Genomic DNA, 18,884 nt, shown 5'->3' with positions numbered 1-18,884 from the left:
GATCTTTTTTTCTGGGGGAGGTAAAACAGGCTGAAACCCGAATGATAGATGGTGCCCGGAGCCGGAATCGAACCGGCACGGAGTTGCCTCCGAGGGATTTTAAGTCCCTAATACCCACCCTGAACAACTTTTATGTAGCATCATATAGTCGCTAATTTACTGGGCTTGAGGTACATTTAATCCCTAGGGTGACTCACTTAGTTTTAAAGTGAGCCGCTACATAAATGCTACATAAAAGGGAGTGATGTATGGACAGGCCGGCGCTGAAAAACAAGACCGAAGTTGAAGCACTGCGCCCCAACGGAGATAAGGCTACGGTCTACTGGGATGCTGAGATTACCGGGTTCGGGGTTCGGGTAAGCCCTGGCCGAGAGCAGGAGACCAAGGTAGGCGGCACGCTCAAGAAGGTTCGTAAGCCGTCGTACACCTTCTTTTATCAAGGCCGAATTAACCGGGAAGTGTTCAAGGTAACGCTTGGCACTTTGGGGCGCTTGGGCTTTACCGCGAAGAACGCAGCAGACAAGGCCCGCGAGATTGAAGCACAGCTTCGGCTAGGCCAAGACCCTAGAAAGGCCAAGGCTACCGACTCCCACACCACCACCTTTGGCGACATGATGACCGCCTATGTCGAGATGCTGCAAAGCGCGGGCAAGATCAGCGCTCGCAATGTTGAGAATGCCATAAAGAAGGATATCGCCTCGGCATTCCCGAAACTTTGGAACAAGCCCGCGCAGGACATTGATATCGATGATTGTGTGCGGATCATAGCCAAGCTGAACGATGAGGGATCGCCCCGGCAGGCGGACAAGCTCCGCAGTTACATGAAGGCCGCTTTCACCGCTGCGATCAACGCGCGGGGCAACGTCAAAGCGCCCAAGGTGATGCGTGAGATGCGCCTGATCCTCAACCCCGTCTCGGTAATACAAAAGGTCTCCGGGAGTTCTAACGCCAGCGACCGCGCCCTATCCGTTGCCGAGTTCCGTGCCTATTGGAAACGAATTAAGGAACTACCGGAACCCCGCCGCAGCATAGCGATGCTGCACGTTCTGACCGGCGGTCAACGTATGCAGCAGTTAGCCCGCGTAACACTTGCGGACATCGACCGCGATTCAATGATGATGCGCATGAGTGACGGCAAGGGCCGCAGAGCCAAGCCCCGCCTGTACAGTGTGCCCCTGCTGCCGCAGGCGCTTGAATGCATCAACAACTCCACCGGCTCGGGAAGGTATGTGTTCTCCAGCAATGGCGGGTTATCGCCCATGCACCCCTCCTATATAAGCGACATCGCCGCCGACGTTTGCACAGCGATGGCAGAAGCTGGCGAACTGGAAGGCGAAGCGTTCACCGGAAAGGTTATCCGCGCCACCATCGAGACCCGCTTGATGAAAGCCCCCTACCGCGTCAGTAGCGATGTGCTAGCGCGTCTGCTGAGCCATGGGCTAGGCGGTGTACAGGCCAAGCACTACGCGCATGACGCGATGCATGAAGAGGTTGTGGAGGCACTAGAAAAGCTGTGGCGGTTGCTGGAGAACCAGCCGGAGCCAAGCGCGCAGGTGTACCAGCTTAGAGCGAGCGCATGATATGGAAATCGAAAAACTGTTTGTTGAAGACGCATTGGCCGAATACAAAAGAAACCGCGATTTGGAGCCATTGGCAAAGCTGCTGGACACAAAAGACGGGCTGCGATATCTCGCCTATTCGGACGAGGCGCGGCAAATATTAGCCCAAGCAGCTAGAGGCTTATCAGTTAAGGGTAAAGGCAGAGCCAAAACCCAAAAGCAGAGGGCAAGGGACCGCATCATCGCTGGAATGGTGGCTTTGCTAAACGGGATGGGGCTGGTAGTGAAGAACAATCTAGACAAAAATCGCGACGGCGCGGCTCAAACACCTAGCGCCTGCCGATGCGTAGCTGAGTATTGGGCTATATCCGAAGATGCAGTATATAAGGTCTGGAAAAATGCGCCCGGCGAACACTTCGCAGAAATAGGCACTATGGGGTTCTACGCAGGGATACTTCTAGCTGAAGGCAAAGTACCCTCTGTCAAACTTCTTTATGAGGTGTACGGCAAGAAACCCGCAGGAGAAAGATAAAGGCGCTTTTGTTTCCCTCAGAGTCAAACCGGCAGAAACCCGAAGCTGGCACCTGTACCCACTAATTACAGGTGTCAGAGCATGAACACATATCACCCCGCCACTGCTGAGCGCATGTCCGCTAACATCCAGCGCGACGAAAGCTCGACTTCTCAACCCGATCAGTTTTGCGCAATGCCCCGGCTAATGACGCAAAAAGACCTAGCAGCCTACCTGTATAAGTCCGAGGCATGGTGCGAGCGCGCCCGCTGGGCTGGCGAAGGCCCGTCTTTCGTCAAGCTAGGCCGTAATGTGCGTTACCGTGCAGAGGATGTTTTGGCGTGGATTGATAGCAATGTCCACTCATCCACTACCAGCGCGCAGTAAGGGGCAGACCATGACCAACAAAAAGGCCACTCCCCGTAAAGAAAGCAGCCCCAAAAGTTCACCCGTTAAGTCTACTCTGCATCTGGATCAACTTAAAGCCGCCCTACATGACGAGATGCGATACCGCGCCCGCGTTCTGCGTTTTGATCAGCTTCAAGAGATAGGCCGCAACATGGGTTATACCCGAGTCGAAGTGATCGCCAAGATTAACGAACTCGTGGAAGCAGGCGTTTTTGAGTATCAGAACCGCATAGTTACCGGGGGATCATTTTGTAGCCCTCACACCCGTGTTCTTGTGAAGTTGGCCGGGGGTGAAGAATGAACGCAGCCGCCGCCCTACTATCCGAAGCCCTGCCGGACACTTGCGAGGCCGCCGCCCACTGGTGGTACGAGTTCGGTTTTAAGGTCGCACCCCTTGACCCGAAAAAGAAGAAAACAGCCGTCAAATGGGATAGCTGGTTGCGCCAGTTGGAGCAAGACCCACATGGCACCATTGCGCGTCACTGGGCTGCACACCCTGACCATGAGCTATGCGCCATCGTTGATGACGAAGTTCTGGTGCTCGATGGAGACAGTGCCGAGGCAATCGCGGCCATGTATGCGCTGGAAAAGGCGTTCGACCTGGAACCGCAACTGGTGGTCCAGACCGCAAAGGGAACGCACCACTACTTCCTGAGAGGGCCTGACACCTTTGCCCGCATGGCCTCATATAGCAGCGAGCGCGACCCGGAGAAAATCGACATCCGTACAGGCCGGTCACAAACAGAGGGCCGGTCTGTAATCGTCCTGCCACCTTCGACCGGCAAGCGGGTTGATATCAACGAGGCGGACACGCTGCAAGCTTTGACGGTTGCTGGCCAAGCGTTCATTGATGCCGTATTTCGTCACAACGGAGAGGAACCGCCCCGCCCTATCCTGCCCCGCACTGCCCCCGAGGTGGAGCGCGTCACAGGGCAAAGTGAGGTTGCCGAGATCCTGGCCTATGTAGACCCCAACTGTGGCTATGGGGACTGGTGCACTGTTCTGATGGGCCTGAATGACAAGGTCGCCGGTTCTGATGCTGGGCTATATATGGCGGATAGCTGGAGCGCCAAGGGCAGCAATTACCCAGGCTTTGAGGCTATCGAATATAAGTGGCGGTCATTCACTCCGGGGCATGGCGTCACGTTTGCCAGTGTCGCGGAAATGGCCAAGCAGAACGGCGCGGATCTGTCGGGAATTGCCCGCAGCTATGACGCCGATGGTAATAAGCTGCGGAGCTATGACGAGCTTATGCAGGCCGCAAAGGATATGACCGAAGAGACAGACCCGGACGAGATCAGCAAGCTAGCCAGCGAGGCCAGACGGCTTGATCCAGTTAAAGCGGATCTGCTTTTGAGGGCTATCAAGCGGCACACCAACGTAGGGCTAACCACACTGCGCGCCGCCGTGGCGGTTGTGGTGGGTGAATCGACCGACGACAGAGAAGACCACCTGGAGCTGGCCCGCGCTGTCATAACGGCTGTTGGTGCTGACAACATCCTGGCCGCTGGCCCGTTTGTGTACGAATGGCAGACGCGGGGCGTGTGGCGTCCGATGGAAGAACGCGGGTTCAAGCAGCTAGTACAGCGCCACCTTGAGAACAGAGCCGCCGTGACTGCTAACACGGTCAATTGCGTGGGTGACGTGCTCAAGACCGAGATATTCGCAAAGGATCTGGAGTTCAACCAAGGCGACCCGGAGACCGTGAACACGCTGGCGGGCGAACTGATGCTTGACGGCATTAGCGGGAACTGGGATCTGCACCCACACGACCGGAGCGCATACCGCACGACGCAAATACCCGTCCACTTTGACCCGGCAGCGACAGCGCCCAGGTTCGCGCAATTTCTGGACGAGATATTCGCGCCCGATACTGACAGCGATCAGAAGAAAGCCTGCCTTCTGCAGATGATGGGCTATAGCCTGATGACACATTGCCGACATGAAAAGTTCGTGATGCTCATTGGCAACGGCAGCAACGGCAAGTCTGTTTTGCTCAGTCTGCTGGAGGCCCTGCTAGGCCCGGAGAACGTCGCGGGTGTACAGCCTTCGCAGTTCGACCGTTCTTTTCAGCGCGCACACCTGCACATGAAGCTGGCCAACATCGTGACGGAGATACGGGAAGGCGAAGTCATCGCAGACGCCGCGCTAAAGGGCATCGTATCGGGTGAGCCTGCAACCGTTGAGCACAAGTTCAAAGACCCGTTTGTGATGCGACCCTATAGCACCTGTTGGTTCGGTACTAACCACATGCCCCACACCCGCGACTTCTCGGACGCGCTGTTTCGCCGTGCTGTGATCCTGACGTTTAACCGCAAGTTTGATGCGTCAAAGGGCGAGACTGACCCCATGCTGAAAGAGAAGCTAATTGACGAGCTGCCCGGCATCCTGAATATGGTATTGGCAGCATACGAGCAGGCGCTCTGCTTTGGCTTTACCGAACCAGAAAGCAGCCGGAGGGCTAAGGATGATTGGAGGCTTGAAGCGGATCAGGTGGCCCAGTTCGTTGACGATACTTGCCGCCGGGTGTCGTCGGGCGAGGTTCAATCCCAGCGCCTGTACGATTCGTTTTCCTGCTGGGCCAATGATCAGGGTATCGGGCAGAAGGTTAAGCAGAAATCGTTTACCGACCGTCTCACCCGGCTAGGCTTTGGCAGGCGTCGAGACTCGCAATGTAAATACATTACCGGGCTAGAGATATTGCCCCGGTAGACCACCAACACCCCCAGGAGGCCCAGCGCCTCCTTTTTTTATGCCGCTAGTGCCGCTTGTGCCGGGTGTTCTGAGATACCCCAACCATTCAAAAAATAAATATTAAGGGGGGAAGAAGCGGCATTGGTGTAATAAATGTTTTTTTTGAAAGGCTAATGAATGTCGGATGACGCGGCATACGCGGCATTACCCGGCACAGGATGGTAGTGAATAACCTTTCCCCACGAATCATCCATTTTCAAGCCCCTACCCTCTGTATTTCACCCGCTCAACGCCCGCTAGCTCCCTGCACAAGGGATAAGTTATCCATCTCAAAGCAATTCAAACTCGCGTGATATATGGGTTTCACGGGGAAAGCTCCAAAATATGAAGCAGATATGTAGCAGTTACCCAGCAAATAGGCCCGATATGTCAAAACTTACCACCCCGCCCGACCGTTTCGCCCAAGGCTGGCTTGACCAGCTCGACGGCAGGACTGGTATTGCTCAGACCATGCGCGAAAGGTGGCAGGCGCTGACTGACGACCTTGGTGGCGCGTCTCGCCTGTCCTACCAGCAACGCAGCCTAGTTAGCCGCGTGTTGTGGCTAGAGCATCACCTGATCGAGCAGGAGCGCGCCTTAGCCGCTGGCGGTGATTTTGACTCTGGGAAATGGGTTCAATCGTGCAATGCCTTGTCTGGAATTTTCTCGAAGCTGGGCCTTGATCGCCAAGCGCGTGACGTCTCCTTGGCTGACCTGATCAATCGAGCCAAGCCATGAACATTCTGGAGGCACTGCAAACGCCTGAGCTGTTCGGCGATGCCTTTGCGGGTGATTCATGGGAAGCATGGCGCGCTGTTCTGTCTGGTGCGTTCGCCTTGCCTATGGAGCAAGACCGGCTAGCCCTGTTCAAGCAACTGGCAGGCGACCGGGAGCCACCTACACGGCGCGTCTCCCAACTTTGGGTTGTTGCGGGCCGCAGGTCTGCCAAAACTCATACCGCCGCCGCTGTGTGCGTGTACCTTGCGACTGTCGGCGCTGCATTGGAAGGACTAACCGCCAAGCTTTCAGCAGGTGAAACAGGCGTTATTGCCTTGCTGGCGACTGACCGCAATCAGGCAAAAGTAGCGTTGCAATACATTCACGGCTTGTTCGATCAATCTCCAGTGCTGCGCGGCATGATCCACAAGCGCAACGCCGAAAGCTTAGAGCTGAGCAGCCGCGTCACCATTGAAGTGAGCACCAGCAATTACCGTGCCATACGTGGCAGAACGCTACTGGCATGCATTCTCGATGAGGTGGCGTTCTTTCGGGATCAGTCGGCAGATGCAAACGATGTTGAGATTTATAGGGCTGCACTGCCGGGCCTAGCCACTACAGGCGGTCTGATGATCGGCATTAGCTCGCCTTGGGCTAAGCGGGGCCTGCTGTACGACAAGTACCGCAAGCACTACGGCCAGCCCGGCGACATTCTTGTGGTGAAAGGCCCCACAACGCTTTTCAACCCCACAATAGATCCCCAGGTGATAGCGGACGCGCTGGCAGATGACCCTGAGAGTGCAAAGACAGAATGGCTTGGGGCCTTCCGTGAGGGAATTTCCTCATACATCGACCGCGCCGTCGTCGAGTCTTGCGTTCGCACTCGCCCGCTGATCCTGCCGCCGCGCTCTGGCGTTCGATACGTTGGTTTTGTCGATCCTGCTGGGGGCAGTAGCTCCCCAACTGCGGATCAATTCACGATGGCGATTGGCTACAGGGACGGGGACACCGCTGTTATCTGTGGCGTATGGGGCCGACGCGGCTCCCCTGCTGACATTACGGCAGATTACGCTGAGATCTTGCGCGCCTACGGGGTACGCCAAGTGTACTCGGACAGGTACGCGGGGCAATTTCCAGCCATCGAGTTCCAGCGCCACGGGATCAGGCTCATCTACACGGAACACAACCGCAGCCAGTTATATACAGAGGCTTTGCCGATGTTGAACACGGGCCGCATTGAGCTACCAAACGACCCCACTTTGATCGGCCAGATATGCACTCTGGAGCGCCGCCCCGGACGCCTTGCCGACATTATCGACCATGCACCTGGAGGTGCCCACGACGACCTCGCCAATTCTGCGCTTGGTTGCTGTGTGCATATCGCAAATCACCGCACGCCCATCGCATCAGCGCCCGTGCGATTCGTTGGATAACTGAGGAAATACCCATGAATGACGACATGAACCACGCCATGAACTCACAGTTCGCACCGCCGAAAGCACCCACATTGCCAACGCTACGCCGTACGGTGAACCTGATGGCACCTGAGAGCCATGCCCGTGAGCTGAAAGCCCTGGCGGGAGATATGGCTAATGATCCAGCGATCAACAGCGCCCTAGCCGCTCAGGCTCAAATGGTACGAGGGCTAGCCGCTCTGGAGGACGTCCGCAAAAACAAGCACCCCGCCAGCACCGCAAGCCAGCACCTGGCCAAAGCCCAGGACGCATATCAGCGCCTGATCAAAGCCAATGCCGCCCGCTCAGATCAAGCCCGGAGCCAGATCCGCAGCCGGAGAATGTCTCTTGAAGCTGAGCTAGCCCAACGGCTGGGACTGACCGTTTCGGGTGACAGCACAGAGATTCGCCAAGCACTGCGGAGCATGACCAGCGAAGAGCGCGGCAAAGCAGTGCAAGCCGCTATCGAATCGCGGGACGGGGCAGTACTGGCCGCTGTGTTCAATGGTCGGCAGATCACCACGGGCTTTACTGACGTACAGCGTGACAGCTTCCGCCGTCGTGCTGAGCAACTGCACGCGCCCGAACTGCTGGCCCTACGCCAAGCACTGGACAAAGCCGAGGCGCTGGTTTGCAACGCTTTTGATGACCTAACGATGATGGATCAGGACGTTGCAGGCGCGCCGAGTGTCCGCACAGAGTTTGAACGTCAATCAACTGCACATGATGACGCCATGCTTGCCCTAGCCCGTACGCTAGACCAATGACCACCAACTCACCGTATGCGCACCCGGTGGCAGGAGAAGCCCCGCAAGGGGCCGAACCTGTAAGGCTCTGCCGTCACGAGCCACACCGCGAACCATATGGCGCGATTGTGGGCCGTCGCCAAGTGCTACGCCGCCACAACGAAACCCTAGCCGCTTTCCTGGCTCGCATCGAGGCTATGCACCATGACGCCGCTACAACGCAAGCAGGCTAAGTACCGCCGCGATCTGGTGCGCCGCTGGCTTAGGGCGACCGGGGCTGATCGCGTGCGACTGGCCAGACTGGTCGAGGCGAACCAATGGCAACCGGGGCAGCTTGCCACGTTGATTGAAGAGATACGGCAGGAGATCGGCTAATGGAACCAGACGATATCGACAATGACCAGAAGCCCGAGCCCGGAAGCCCTGAGCTTGATTTGTGGATTGCCGCGCTGACTCTGTACCTCGGGGACGCCCGCAGGTGCTATGAGGGTAAGACATCATGGAGCGCGCCAGCAGGACCGGCACGGGAGGCGCTACAGGACATACTGTCGGAAGGCCCGATACTCAGACGCCTATGCGGCTTCGCGGGCGTTGATCCGCATTGGCTGTACGAGAAGTTCATGGAATCGCTGCCAGAAATGGCGAATTTTGGTAAGACGGGGTAACGCAGGAGTGAAATGGTGCCCCGAGCCGGACTTGAACCGGCACGATCTTGCGATCGTCAGATTTTAAGTCTGATGTGTATACCAATTTCACCATCGGGGCTTTTTTTACAAATTGCTACATATCCGCTACATAAGCATTAGGGCGAATATTAAGCCCCTGATTTGTAACGCATTTTTAGGACCAGCCAACCGATTTTAAGTCCCTTGCGTCTACCAGTTTCGCCATCCGGGCTAGCAGGTACTAAGTCCAGCAGGTACTGAATAATAATGGAGGCCGAGGTCGGAATCGAACCGGCGTTGACGGATTTGCAATCCGCTGCATGACCACTCTGCCACCCGGCCTCTGAGGGTGTGCTGCATTGGCGAAACCAACACAACATAAAACTGGAGCGGGAAACGAGACTCGAACTCGCGACCCCGACCTTGGCAAGGTCGTGCTCTACCAACTGAGCTATTCCCGCTTTGGAACGGCGCTCATTCTATCTTTCTGCGCCGGCCTGTCAAGTCATTGATTCAGAAAATATTATCTGTCGTTCTTTTGATCACTATCCATGCTCATATACGGCCATGCAGCACGCAGATACACGTACATCGACCACAGCGTCAGCACTGCAGAGATCATCAGCAGCACATAGCCGAGGATCACCCAGTTGGTGATGACCGGCGGATTGGCCAGCAGCACCACCAATGCAACCATCTGGGCGGCCGTCTTGTATTTCCCCAATTGAGAGACAGCAACTTGCGCCCGTGCGCCGAGTTCGGCCATCCACTCACGAAGCGCTGAAATGACAATTTCGCGTCCGATAATCACCATGGCCGGGGCAGTCACCCAGAAGTTGGCGTGGCTTTGCACCAGCAGTACCAGCGCCACCGCCACCATGAGCTTGTCTGCGACGGGATCCAGAAAAGCGCCGAATGGCGTGCTCTGCTCGAGTTTGCGTGCCAGATAGCCGTCCAGCCAATCGGTGATGCTGGCCAGAGTGAACACCACGGAAGCCGCCAGATAGCTCCAGGGGTAAGGTAGGTAATACAACAGGATGAAAATCGGGATCAGCCCGACCCGCATCAGGGTTAAAACGTTGGGAATGTTCATGAAGTCTCGGTAACTGGGTTATGCAAGCATTCTAATCACTATGTAGCGCGGCATAAATCTGTTCCGCCAACTTTTTACTGATACCGGGCGCCTTGCCGATTTCGATAGCGCTGGCGCGCTTCAGTTCCTGCAGACCACCGAAGTGTCTGAGCAGGTCACGGCGGCGCTTGGGCCCGACACCCTCGATGCCCTCCAGCGTGGACGTGTTGCGTGCCTTGCTGCGCCGTTGACGGTGCCCGGTAATCGCGAACCGGTGTGCCTCGTCGCGGATCTGCTGGATCAGGTGCAGCGCCGGCGAATGGCCAGGCAACACCAGCTCATTATGCGGATCGTTGAGATACAAGGTTTCCATGCCCGCCTTGCGGGTCACACCCTTGGCCACGCCGAGCAAAGTCAGATCATGCACCATCAGCTCGCCGAGGACCTCAAGGGCCATGCTCATCTGCCCTTTCCCGCCGTCGACCAGCAGGATGTCCGGCATTTTTCCTTCGCCGTCCTTCAGCCTGTTGAACCGTCGGCTGAGTGCCTGGCGCATGGCGGCGTAGTCGTCGCCGGCAGTGACGCCTTCGATATTGAAGCGCCGGTAATCGCTCTTGATCGGACCTTCAGGCCCGAACACCACGCAGGACGCGACAGTCGCCTCCCCGCTGGAGTGGCTAATGTCGTAACACTCCAGGCGCGTCGGCATTTCATCAAGCTTGAGCGCCTCCTGCAGTGCCTCGAAGCGCGCCTGCATGTTCTGCTTGTTCGATAGCATGCCGGCCAGCGCTGCGTCGGCATTGGTAACGGCCATGTTCTGCCAACGACTGCGCGTCCCCCGCACACGGTGACTGATCGCAACACCGAAGCCACGCGCAACAGCCAATGCTTCAGCAATGACCGGCAAATCGTCATGGGTCGCATTGACGATGATTTCGCGGGGCAGCTCACGCTCCGCATCGCCCAGGTAGTACTGCGGCAGGAAGGCGGCAAGCACTTCCCCAGGCGTTTGCTCGATAGGCACACGCGGGAAGTGATTCTTGCTGCCCAGCACCCTGCCCTGTCTAACCATGATGACATGCACGCAGGCGCCGCCAGGTGAAACCGAGGCGGCAATCACATCAACATTGCCATGTTCGGTATCAACGTTCTGCTGATCCTGGACCCGGCGCAGCAGAGAAATCTGGTCACGCAGTTCGGCCGCGCGTTCGAAATCCAGGTTCTCCGCAGCGGCGTCCATCGAGCGGTGCAGCTCATCGGCGAGTGCATTGCTCCGCCCCTCCAGAAACATCACCGAGTGGCGCACATCCTGTTCATATTCGAGCTTATCGACCAGCCCCACGCACGGGCCCTTGCAGCGTTTGATCTGATATTGCAGGCAGGGCCGGGTGCGGTTGCGGTAATAGCTGTCATCGCATTGCCTAACCTTGAACGCCTTCTGCAGCAGGCCGAGGCTTTCGCGAATCGCACCGGCGCTGGGATAGGGACCGAAATAGCGGCCCCTGGCTTTTTTGGTGCCGCGGTGCAGGCCGAGCCGGGGGAAGTCATCCTCGCTGGACAGAAATACGTAGGGATAGGATTTATCGTCCCGCAACAGGATGTTGTACGGCGGCCGCGAAGCCTTGATCAGACTCTGCTCGAGCAGCAGCGCCTCGGTCTCGTTCGCCGTGATGGTGGTGTCGACCTGACGGATGCGCGCTACCAGCGCTTCGGTCTTGGGACTCAGGCCGGTCTTGCGAAAGTAGCTCGACAGACGCTTCTTGAGATTCTTCGCCTTGCCGACATAGAGCAGCGTGCCCTGCTCGTCGAGCATGCGGTAAACGCCGGGTTTGTTGCTTGCGGTAGCCAGAAAGGCCTGCGCATCGAAGTCCGTGTGAATCATGCTCAATAGCGTACGGTTTCGATCATGCCGTGGCGTACAGCAAGCAGCGCCAGCTCGACGTCGCTGTGAATGCCCAGCTTCTCGAAAATGCGGTAGCGGTAGGTATTGACGGTCTTGGGGCTCAGACAGAGTTTGTCTGAGATGCTCTGCACCTTCTCGCAGTTGACGATCATCAGCGCGATCTGCATTTCCCTTTCCGACAGGCTGTCAAACGGACAGTCGCTGGACGGATCATAGAGCTTGCTGATCAGCAGTTGGGCGATATCAGGACTCATATAACGCTGGCCTGCATGCACCTTGCGGATCGCCGTGACCATCTCATCCAGCGCCGCGCCCTTGGTCACATAACCGGTAGCGCCGGCCTGCATCAGTCGTGTCGGAAAAGGCTCTTCATCGCACACGGTAACCGCGACGATCTTGAGGTCCTTGTTCTGCACGATGAGTTTGCGGGTGGCTTCCAGGCCGCCGATGCCAGGCATGCGTACGTCCATCAGTACGACGTCCGGCTTCAGCGCACGGGCCTGCTCGATGGCGGATTCGCCACTATCGGCCTCGCCCACGACGGTGAGGCCCGGCACATCGCTAAGCATGCGACTGATGCCCATGCGTACCAGATCATGGTCATCAACCACGAGTACCTTGATCAAATCCCACCCTCTTGCCAGGAAATCCGGTCGACGTATTCTTCCCAGGGTCTCCGGTAGACCGAGGGGCAGAGCGAGCAGCGCCCGCTCCGTTATTCACTGGCAGCCACAATAACAAACTGGACCGGTAAGGGAAATGAAGCGTCGATAGCCGGATTCGTTCTCCTGCCAGGGGTCAGGATTGCCGGATCTAGCCCGTCGCAGCGAGTTTGCCGCCGGTCAGTTTGGTAGCCAGTTCGTCCAGACAGCCCGGATCATCAATGGTCGATGGGATGCTGTACGCCTCGCCATTGGCCATTTGCCGCATAAGCCGGCGCAGAATCTTGCCGGAGCGGGTCTTGGGCAGGCGGGGCACGATCAGCGCGCCCTGAAAACACGCCAGCGCGCCAATATCCAGGCGGATCAAGGTACGCAACTCGGCGCTGAGCTCGTGCTCGGATATGTCTACGCCGTTCTTGAGTACCACCAACCCCAGCGGCAGCTCGCCCTTGATCTCGTCAGCCACACCGATAACCGCGCACTCTGCTACCGCTGAATGGGAACCGACCACTTCTTCCATTTCGCCGGTGGACAGCCTGTGGCCTGCGACGTTAATGATGTCGTCCGTACGGCCCATGACGAAGACGTAGCCGTCGCGGTCGATATACCCGGCGTCACCGGATTGGTAGTAGCCGGGGAATTTCTCGAGATAACCGGCACGGTAGCGTTCGGGATTACCCCATATGCCTGTGAGACAACCCGGAGGCAATGGCAGCCTGAGGCAGATGTTGCCCTGCACGCCAGCTTCAAGCGCCTGGCCGTCGTCATCCAGAATCTCCAGCTGATAGCCTGGCATCGGCCAGGTGGCCGAACCGGGTTTGGCCGGCTGAATTTCATAACCCGCTGGATTCGCCGCGATGGCCCAACCGGTTTCGGTTTGCCACCAGTGGTCGATTACCGGAATGCCGAAGTGCGCATGCAGCCAGTCCCAGGTCGGCGGATCAAGCCTTTCCCCGGCCAGGAACAAGCGCTCCAGACAGCTCAGATCGTAATGTCGCGCCAGCTCCGCATCGGGATCTTCCTTGCGGATCGCCCGGAATGCTGTCGGCGCAGCGAAGAGTGTTTTGACGCCGTATTCCGCGCAGATCCGCCAGCAGGGACCCGCGTCCGGAGTACGTACCGGTTTGCCTTCGTACAGCACCGTGGTGCAGCCTGCCAGCAGGGGACCGTAAACGATGTAGGAATGCCCAACAACCCAGCCCACATCCGACGCAGCCCAGAACACGTCGCCTGCCTGCGCGCCGTAAACCGCCTGCATACTGTAGCGCAGCGCCACGGCATGCCCGCCGTGATCACGCACCACACCCTTGGGCTTACCGGTCGTGCCGGAGGTATACAGCACGTACAGCGGATCGGTTGCATCCACTGGCACGGCTTCGGCCGGGTGCGCACAATCCATGGCCTGCTTCCAGTCGATATCACGGCCGGGTTGCAGCGCTGATGGACATTGAGGACGCTGAAACACGACGCAATGGCGAACCGGGTGTGCGGCCTCATTGATTGCGGCGTCTACCAGTGGCTTGTAATCGATCAGCCTGTCGGTCTCGATGCCGCAGGATGCGGTCAACAGAATATCTGCCTTGGCGTCATCGATCCGGACCGCAAGCTCATGCGGAGCAAAGCCGCCGAATACTACACAGTGGACCGCCCCCAGGCGCGCGCAGCCCAGCATGGCGATCACGGCCTCGGGGATCATTGGCATATAGATCACCACGCGATCGCCTTTGCCTACACCCAACTCTCTGAGCATGCCGGCGCAACGTGCAACCTTGGCGGTCAGGCCGTCATAGGTGATCTGTTGTTTGCAGCCGGTCACCGGCGAATCGTAGATAATCGCCGTCTGGCTGCCCCGCCCTGCCTGGACGTGAGCGTCCAGCGCCAACCAGGACGTGTTGAGCTTGCCGTCGGCGAACCATTGGTGGTGACCTTCTTCATTCTGGCTGATGACTTTCGTTGGCGGCGTATGCCACGCCAGCTGGGTGGCCTGTTCCGCCCAGAAGGTTTCCGGCTGATCGATTGATTGGCGATAGTCGTGCTGATAGCTGTGGGGTTGAGTCATGAAGGCGTCCTCTTTCTTATGGCCCCAAGACTAGACTTCAGGCTTCGAAAGGGAACTAGACTTATGTCGGTGCCTACTTAGGTAGACCTAGACTTAGGTCGGATGGGAGCCCGTTGGCCCCCGCGGCAGACTCGCAATACAACAATGACAGGCCATGTCGATGACTAAAGAAGAAGCCTTTTCGCAGGCGGGTAAAACGGCGGTCATGCAGAACGTCCATGGCACCATGACCTTCCTGCAAAGCTACCCGCCGTTTAACGCCATGGAAGCCAGTCATCTCGCCTGGATGGTTGAGCATTGCCAGCTGCGCTTTTATGCCGGGGGCGAGTCGATTATCCGGCCGCAGGAAGGGGCGGTGCAGGATTTCTACGTTGTCAAACAGGGCCTGATCCGCGGCGAACGCCTGATACCCGGTCAGGAAACACCTGATACCACCTTCGAGATTGGCGTGGGTGAATGCTTTCCGCTGGCAGCGCTGGTGGGCGAACGTGCCACGCGCACCGAGCATATCGCCAGCGAAGACTGCTTTTGTCTGACCCTGCCCCGCGTTCACTTCATCAAGCTGTTTAAGCTATCAACCGTATTCCGCGACTTTGCTCTGCGCGGCGTGAGCAGTCTGCTCGATCAGGTCAACCAGCAAGCGCAGACGCAGGCGGCGGAACAGCTCGGCGAGCAATATTCGCTGGAGACCAGGCTGGATACGCTGGCAACCCGTGCCCCAATCACCTGTCAGCCTGATACGCCGGTGCGCGAGGCGGTAAAGCGCATGCACGAGGCCAGTGTAGGCAGCATCATCATTACCGACCAAGGGTTGCGTCCGCAGGGCATATTCACCCTGCGCGACCTGCGCGCCATGGTCGCAGACGGCGGTATCGGGCTCGACGCTGCAATCAGCCGGGTCATGACCGGGTCCCCTTTTCATCTGTCGCCATCCCACACCGCATTCGATGCCGCAATCGCCATGACCAGCCGGCATATCGCTCATGTATGCGTGGTCAGGGACGAGGTGCTGGTAGGCGTTCTTTCCGAGCGCGATCTGTTTTCCCTGCAACGAGTCGATCTGGTGCACCTGGCGCGAACCATCCGTCAGGCCTCTGATGTCGAGGCACTGGAAGCCATGCGCGAGGATATTCGGCGCCTGGCTGAAAGCATGCTGGCGCACGGCGCGTCGTCCACCCAGATTACGCGGATCATCACCCTGTTGAACGATCACACGGTGTGTCGGGTAATCGAGCTTTGCATCGAACAGCATGGCGATCCCGCTGTACCCTTCACCTGGCTGGTGTTTGGCAGCGAGGGCCGTAGCGAGCAGACGCTGCATACCGATCAGGACAACGGCATCCTGTTCGAAGCCGATTCCCTCGCCCAGGCCGAGCAGTTTCGTACAAAGTTGTTACCCCTGGCGGACCGTATCAACCATGCCCTGGCCAGATGCGGTTTTACGCTGTGCAAGGGCAACATCATGGCCAACAACCCCGAGCTCTGCCTGTCGCGCACAGAATGGGCCGAGCGTTTCGACCGGTTCATTCGCACCACCACACCGGAAAACCTGCTGTCGTCATCGATCTTTTTCGACTTCCGGGTAGTCTGGGGGGATGCGTCCGGGGCGCATAGGATGTTCGAGGCGGTGCTGGGCAAGGTGGCAGGCAACACGCTGTTCCAGAACCGCATGGCACAGAACGCGCTGATATTCCGGCCCCCGATCGGCCGGTTCCGCGACTTCGTACTGGCCCGCAGCGGTGCAGAGAAAGACACTCTCGACCTGAAAACCCAGGGTTTAACGCCCTTCGTCGACGGCGCCCGGGTGCTGGCGCTTGCCAATGGCATCAGCGAATGCAATACCCTCGAGCGATTCCGGCAGCTGTGTGATGCCGGCGTTATCGAACCGCTGGATGCCGGAGCCTACGAAGAGGCTTATCATTTCATTCAACTGATACGTATGCAGCAACATCAGAAACAGGCCCGGGCAGGTGAACGGTTCAGTAACCGGATTGACCCCGACACGCTGAATCATCTGGATCGGCGCATCCTGCGTGAATCCTTTCGCCAGGCCAAACGGTTGCAGGCGAGTCTGGCACTGAGGTATCAGCTATGAACGCACTGGCCTGGCTACCCAGACTGCGCGCGCCCAAACTGACGGATGAGCAGCTGGAGCGCCGTGCCGCCCTGCCCCCCGCGCAGCCCTTCGACGACACGCCCCTGCATGACGCCCGATTGGTGGTGCTTGATCTGGAGACCAGCGGACTGAACGTACACCGCGATCTGATTCTGTCCATCGGTGCAGTCGCTATTGAACAAGGCGCCATCCATTTTGGGGAACAGTTCGAGCGGACAGTGTTTCGCCCCAACCATCAGGTGACCGAGACTGTGCTGATTCACGGCATCTCGCCCAGCGCAATCGAACAAGGCGGAGCAGCGGGCACCACGTTACTGGATTTCATGGAGTTTGCCGGCCAGTGTGTTTTCCTCGCCTACCATGCCCCCTTCGATCATCGAATGCTGACCCGCGGCCTGCGTCTGGACCTGGGCCATAAGCTGCGGCACAAGTTTGTCGATATAGCCGAGCTGGCACCCATGCTCTGCCCCGAAGCCGAACTCAGCCGCGCCTCGCTGGACAACTGGGCCGCTTACTTCGGGCTGAATAACAGCCAGCGACACAATGCGGCCGCGGATGCGATGATCACGGCTGAAATAGCGCTCATCCTGCTCAGCAAAGCCCGCGCTCAGGGCATCGTGACACTCGCTCAGTTGCATACGCGGCTCGGTCATTGGCGACATCTGCGTCAGGCGCGCAGGGGCGGCCTGTAAGCCCGGGACGCCCGGCAACGACGCCCCGACGAAGGCCAACCCCCTTAACGACGCTTAACCATGGAGTGTCGAGTTCCATCTCGACAGCGGGGCGGACGTCAAACGCCGTGGCCGGGATAGAACCCGGCCCTGCATGAACCACGCCCTGACTGAATGGTCACGGTTTCGACTGTAGCCTGCGTGATAACGGCCAATCCCGGCACGTTCGTTAACAAAACGCCTGTGGTCTATAGTCAAACGCGGGGAATCTTGGTAGTTTTCGCGGCTTCATTTATCCCGGAGTAACGGATGAAAAAGTCTGCCTGGTTCAAAACTACCCTCGCTGTGGCGATCGCCACCGTCTCCAGCCACAGCCTTGCCAATGGCCTGACCATCAACGAACAAAGCGCCAGCAGCATGGGCACTGGCTTCGCTGGTCGTTCTTCCTCAGCCATCGATGCCAGCACTGTGTTCGGCAACCCTGCCGGCATGTCCAAGCTGGACCGTGCCGAAGTCAGCGGCGGCTTCGCAGTAATCGACGCCAGCACTGACATCAGTGGCGGAAATAACGGACGCGGCACCAACGACGGTGACATGGTCCCGCTGGCAGCCATCCCCTTCGGTTACTACGTACGGCCTTTGAACGACAAGATGCATTTCGGCCTGGGCATGTACGCACCTTTCGGCGTGATCAGCGATTATGAAGACACCTTCGCCGGGCGCAGCCACGGTCTGTACAGCAAGGTACAGGTGATTACCTTACAGCCTACCTTGAGCTACCAGATCAATGATCGGGTGTCGGTTGGTTTTGGTCCGACGATCAATAAGATTGATGGTAAGTTGACTAGTAGCCTGCCCACTCCTTATGGCACGGAGTTTGATGTCAACATTAAGGGTGATGATTACGGCTATGGTTTTAATGTGGGGATTTTGGTCGACGTCACCAACAAGTTAGCTTGGGGTTTAACTTACCACTCAAAGGTTGAATATGAGCTGGAAGGCCGTACCCGCGTTACCGAGGCCCCTGCTCCTTTTGGGATCAACGGCAGCTACGACGCTACCCTGGATTTCACGTCTCCGGAATCGGTCGACACGTCCATCACCTACCAGCTGGACGACAAATGGACCCTCCACGCGGGTACTACCTGGACGCGCTGGAGCCAGCTGCAGGAAATCGTGGTTGAAAACGAAGGCGTCTCAGGGCTTTTGGCAGGAGACTTTACTTCGATCGAGGAACCGCTCAATTGGAACGACACCTGGTCCTTCGCTTTCGGCGCTGCCTATCAGTTGAACCCGCAGTGGGTATTGCGTACCGGTTTTGCTCTGGATGAATCCCCCACTACCGACGCTGACCGCACTGTCCGCATCCCGGTGGGTGACCGCAAGATCCTGTCCCTTGGTGCCGGCTGGAACGCAACTGATGATCTGACTGTGGATGTTGCTTACGCCTACCTGCGTGAAGACAAGTCCGAAGTACATCAAGGCGACTACCACGCCAGCTATCGCAATACGGCCCACGGCCTGAGCACTCAGGTGACGTACCGCTTCTGATGTACCGAATACGCCCCGCATTGCGGGGCGTAATTCTATTGGTCCACCACCCTCCTC

The 18,884-nt window shown here is 57.9% G+C and carries 17 protein-coding genes and 3 tRNA genes; 13 read left to right on the top strand and 7 right to left on the bottom strand.

The genetic code is table 11. The annotated features are described in order from the left end of the window. Positions 1-248: 248 nt before the first annotated feature. The 10 genes from G3M63_RS14435 (at position 249) to G3M63_RS14395 (ending at position 8,793) form a co-directional block, all read left to right on the top strand. Entirely contained in the window at positions 249-1,580 is a 1,332-nt protein-coding gene (locus G3M63_RS14435; RefSeq protein ID WP_163983577.1) for an integrase arm-type DNA-binding domain-containing protein, read from the top strand. A gap of 1 nt (position 1,581) precedes the next feature. Continuing rightward, complete coding sequence (locus tag G3M63_RS14430; RefSeq protein ID WP_163983576.1) at positions 1,582-2,091, top strand: hypothetical protein; 510 nt, start codon at positions 1,582-1,584, stop codon at positions 2,089-2,091. Between the two features lie 81 nt (positions 2,092-2,172). Then, positions 2,173-2,457: a helix-turn-helix transcriptional regulator gene (locus tag G3M63_RS19770; RefSeq protein WP_371923460.1), complete on the top strand. Its 285-nt coding sequence runs from the start codon at positions 2,173-2,175 to the stop codon at positions 2,455-2,457. 10 nt (positions 2,458-2,467) lie between these two features. Next, positions 2,468-2,779 (top strand): hypothetical protein, encoded by a 312-nt coding sequence (locus G3M63_RS14425; RefSeq protein ID WP_163983575.1) that lies wholly within the window; start codon positions 2,468-2,470, stop codon positions 2,777-2,779. After that, a complete protein-coding gene (locus tag G3M63_RS14420; protein WP_163983574.1) occupies positions 2,776-5,190 on the top strand; it encodes a phage/plasmid primase, P4 family in 2,415 nt (804 codons plus the stop codon). Before G3M63_RS14425 ends, G3M63_RS14420 begins: the two co-directional genes overlap by 4 nt. 408 nt (positions 5,191-5,598) lie before the next feature. After that, positions 5,599-5,949 (top strand): hypothetical protein, encoded by a 351-nt coding sequence (locus G3M63_RS14415; protein ID WP_163983573.1) that lies wholly within the window; start codon positions 5,599-5,601, stop codon positions 5,947-5,949. After that, positions 5,946-7,361: a hypothetical protein gene (locus tag G3M63_RS14410; protein WP_178100995.1), complete on the top strand. Its 1,416-nt coding sequence runs from the start codon at positions 5,946-5,948 to the stop codon at positions 7,359-7,361. Before G3M63_RS14415 ends, G3M63_RS14410 begins: the two co-directional genes overlap by 4 nt. Positions 7,362-7,375: 14 nt before the next feature. After that, positions 7,376-8,149: a hypothetical protein gene (locus G3M63_RS14405; RefSeq protein ID WP_163983572.1), complete on the top strand. Its 774-nt coding sequence runs from the start codon at positions 7,376-7,378 to the stop codon at positions 8,147-8,149. 183 nt (positions 8,150-8,332) lie between these two features. After that, entirely contained in the window at positions 8,333-8,503 is a 171-nt protein-coding gene (locus tag G3M63_RS14400) for a hypothetical protein (RefSeq protein WP_163983571.1), read from the top strand. Then, positions 8,503-8,793, top strand: coding sequence for a hypothetical protein (locus G3M63_RS14395; protein WP_163983570.1), 291 nt, complete (start codon positions 8,503-8,505; stop codon positions 8,791-8,793). Before G3M63_RS14400 ends, G3M63_RS14395 begins: the two co-directional genes overlap by 1 nt. A 13-nt stretch (positions 8,794-8,806) precedes the next feature. Here G3M63_RS14395 and G3M63_RS14390 read toward each other — a convergent pair. The 7 genes from G3M63_RS14390 to G3M63_RS14360 form a co-directional block, all read right to left on the bottom strand. Continuing rightward, positions 8,807-8,893, bottom strand: a tRNA-Leu gene (locus G3M63_RS14390). A gap of 168 nt (positions 8,894-9,061) precedes the next feature. Beyond that, positions 9,062-9,135, bottom strand: a tRNA-Cys gene (locus G3M63_RS14385). Positions 9,136-9,178: 43 nt separating this feature from the next. Next, positions 9,179-9,254 (bottom strand) — tRNA-Gly (locus G3M63_RS14380). Positions 9,255-9,316: 62 nt separating this feature from the next. Further along, positions 9,317-9,886: a CDP-diacylglycerol--glycerol-3-phosphate 3-phosphatidyltransferase gene (gene pgsA / locus G3M63_RS14375; protein WP_150301646.1), complete on the bottom strand. Its 570-nt coding sequence runs from the start codon at positions 9,884-9,886 to the stop codon at positions 9,317-9,319. A 31-nt stretch (positions 9,887-9,917) separates the two neighbouring features. Beyond that, positions 9,918-11,744 (bottom strand): excinuclease ABC subunit UvrC, encoded by a 1,827-nt coding sequence (gene uvrC / locus G3M63_RS14370; RefSeq protein ID WP_163984283.1) that lies wholly within the window; start codon positions 11,742-11,744, stop codon positions 9,918-9,920. Between the two features lie 5 nt (positions 11,745-11,749). Beyond that, positions 11,750-12,394: a UvrY/SirA/GacA family response regulator transcription factor gene (gene uvrY, locus G3M63_RS14365; protein WP_150301647.1), complete on the bottom strand. Its 645-nt coding sequence runs from the start codon at positions 12,392-12,394 to the stop codon at positions 11,750-11,752. A 187-nt stretch (positions 12,395-12,581) separates the two neighbouring features. Continuing rightward, positions 12,582-14,489 carry a propionyl-CoA synthetase gene (locus G3M63_RS14360; RefSeq protein ID WP_163983569.1) on the bottom strand — a complete coding sequence of 636 codons (1,908 nt, stop codon included), beginning with the start codon at positions 14,487-14,489 and terminating at the stop codon, positions 12,582-12,584. A gap of 160 nt (positions 14,490-14,649) precedes the next feature. Between G3M63_RS14360 and G3M63_RS14355 the strand changes: the two genes are divergently transcribed. From G3M63_RS14355 to G3M63_RS14345, 3 genes are all read left to right on the top strand, one after another. Continuing rightward, on the top strand, positions 14,650-16,584 hold the full coding sequence (locus tag G3M63_RS14355) for a putative nucleotidyltransferase substrate binding domain-containing protein (RefSeq protein ID WP_163984282.1): 1,935 nt from the start codon (positions 14,650-14,652) through the stop codon (positions 16,582-16,584). Then, a complete protein-coding gene (locus G3M63_RS14350; protein WP_163983568.1) occupies positions 16,581-17,297 on the top strand; it encodes a PolC-type DNA polymerase III in 717 nt (238 codons plus the stop codon). Before G3M63_RS14355 ends, G3M63_RS14350 begins: the two co-directional genes overlap by 4 nt. A 288-nt stretch (positions 17,298-17,585) precedes the next feature. Beyond that, complete coding sequence (locus G3M63_RS14345) at positions 17,586-18,827, top strand: OmpP1/FadL family transporter (RefSeq protein WP_163983567.1); 1,242 nt, start codon at positions 17,586-17,588, stop codon at positions 18,825-18,827. Positions 18,828-18,884 lie beyond the last annotated feature (57 nt).

The sequence above is a fragment of the Pseudomonas sp. OIL-1 genome (assembly GCF_010669185.1).
In the GTDB taxonomy this organism is placed as follows: domain Bacteria; phylum Pseudomonadota; class Gammaproteobacteria; order Pseudomonadales; family Pseudomonadaceae; genus Halopseudomonas; species Halopseudomonas profundi.
The sequence above is the reverse complement of the archived record's forward strand: the minus strand, read 5'-3'. Positions and strand labels throughout refer to the sequence as shown.

Excerpts from the sequence above, each read along its gene's own strand:
- G3M63_RS14435 (WP_163983577.1), top strand. The coding sequence starts at position 249 with ATGGACAGGCCGGCGCTGAAAAACAAGACCGAAGTTGAAGCACTGCGC.
- G3M63_RS14430 (WP_163983576.1), top strand. The coding sequence starts at position 1,582 with ATGGAAATCGAAAAACTGTTTGTTGAAGACGCATTGGCCGAATACAAA.
- G3M63_RS19770 (WP_371923460.1), top strand. The coding sequence starts at position 2,173 with ATGAACACATATCACCCCGCCACTGCTGAGCGCATGTCCGCTAACATC.
- G3M63_RS14425 (WP_163983575.1), top strand. The coding sequence starts at position 2,468 with ATGACCAACAAAAAGGCCACTCCCCGTAAAGAAAGCAGCCCCAAAAGT.
- G3M63_RS14420 (WP_163983574.1), top strand. The coding sequence starts at position 2,776 with ATGAACGCAGCCGCCGCCCTACTATCCGAAGCCCTGCCGGACACTTGC.
- G3M63_RS14415 (WP_163983573.1), top strand. The coding sequence starts at position 5,599 with ATGTCAAAACTTACCACCCCGCCCGACCGTTTCGCCCAAGGCTGGCTT.
- G3M63_RS14410 (WP_178100995.1), top strand. The coding sequence starts at position 5,946 with ATGAACATTCTGGAGGCACTGCAAACGCCTGAGCTGTTCGGCGATGCC.
- G3M63_RS14405 (WP_163983572.1), top strand. The coding sequence starts at position 7,376 with ATGAATGACGACATGAACCACGCCATGAACTCACAGTTCGCACCGCCG.
- G3M63_RS14400 (WP_163983571.1), top strand. The coding sequence starts at position 8,333 with ATGACGCCGCTACAACGCAAGCAGGCTAAGTACCGCCGCGATCTGGTG.
- G3M63_RS14395 (WP_163983570.1), top strand. The coding sequence starts at position 8,503 with ATGGAACCAGACGATATCGACAATGACCAGAAGCCCGAGCCCGGAAGC.
- pgsA (WP_150301646.1), bottom strand. The coding sequence starts at position 9,886 with ATGAACATTCCCAACGTTTTAACCCTGATGCGGGTCGGGCTGATCCCG.
- G3M63_RS14360 (WP_163983569.1), bottom strand. The coding sequence starts at position 14,489 with ATGACTCAACCCCACAGCTATCAGCACGACTATCGCCAATCAATCGAT.
- G3M63_RS14355 (WP_163984282.1), top strand. The coding sequence starts at position 14,650 with ATGACTAAAGAAGAAGCCTTTTCGCAGGCGGGTAAAACGGCGGTCATG.
- G3M63_RS14350 (WP_163983568.1), top strand. The coding sequence starts at position 16,581 with ATGAACGCACTGGCCTGGCTACCCAGACTGCGCGCGCCCAAACTGACG.
- G3M63_RS14345 (WP_163983567.1), top strand. The coding sequence starts at position 17,586 with ATGAAAAAGTCTGCCTGGTTCAAAACTACCCTCGCTGTGGCGATCGCC.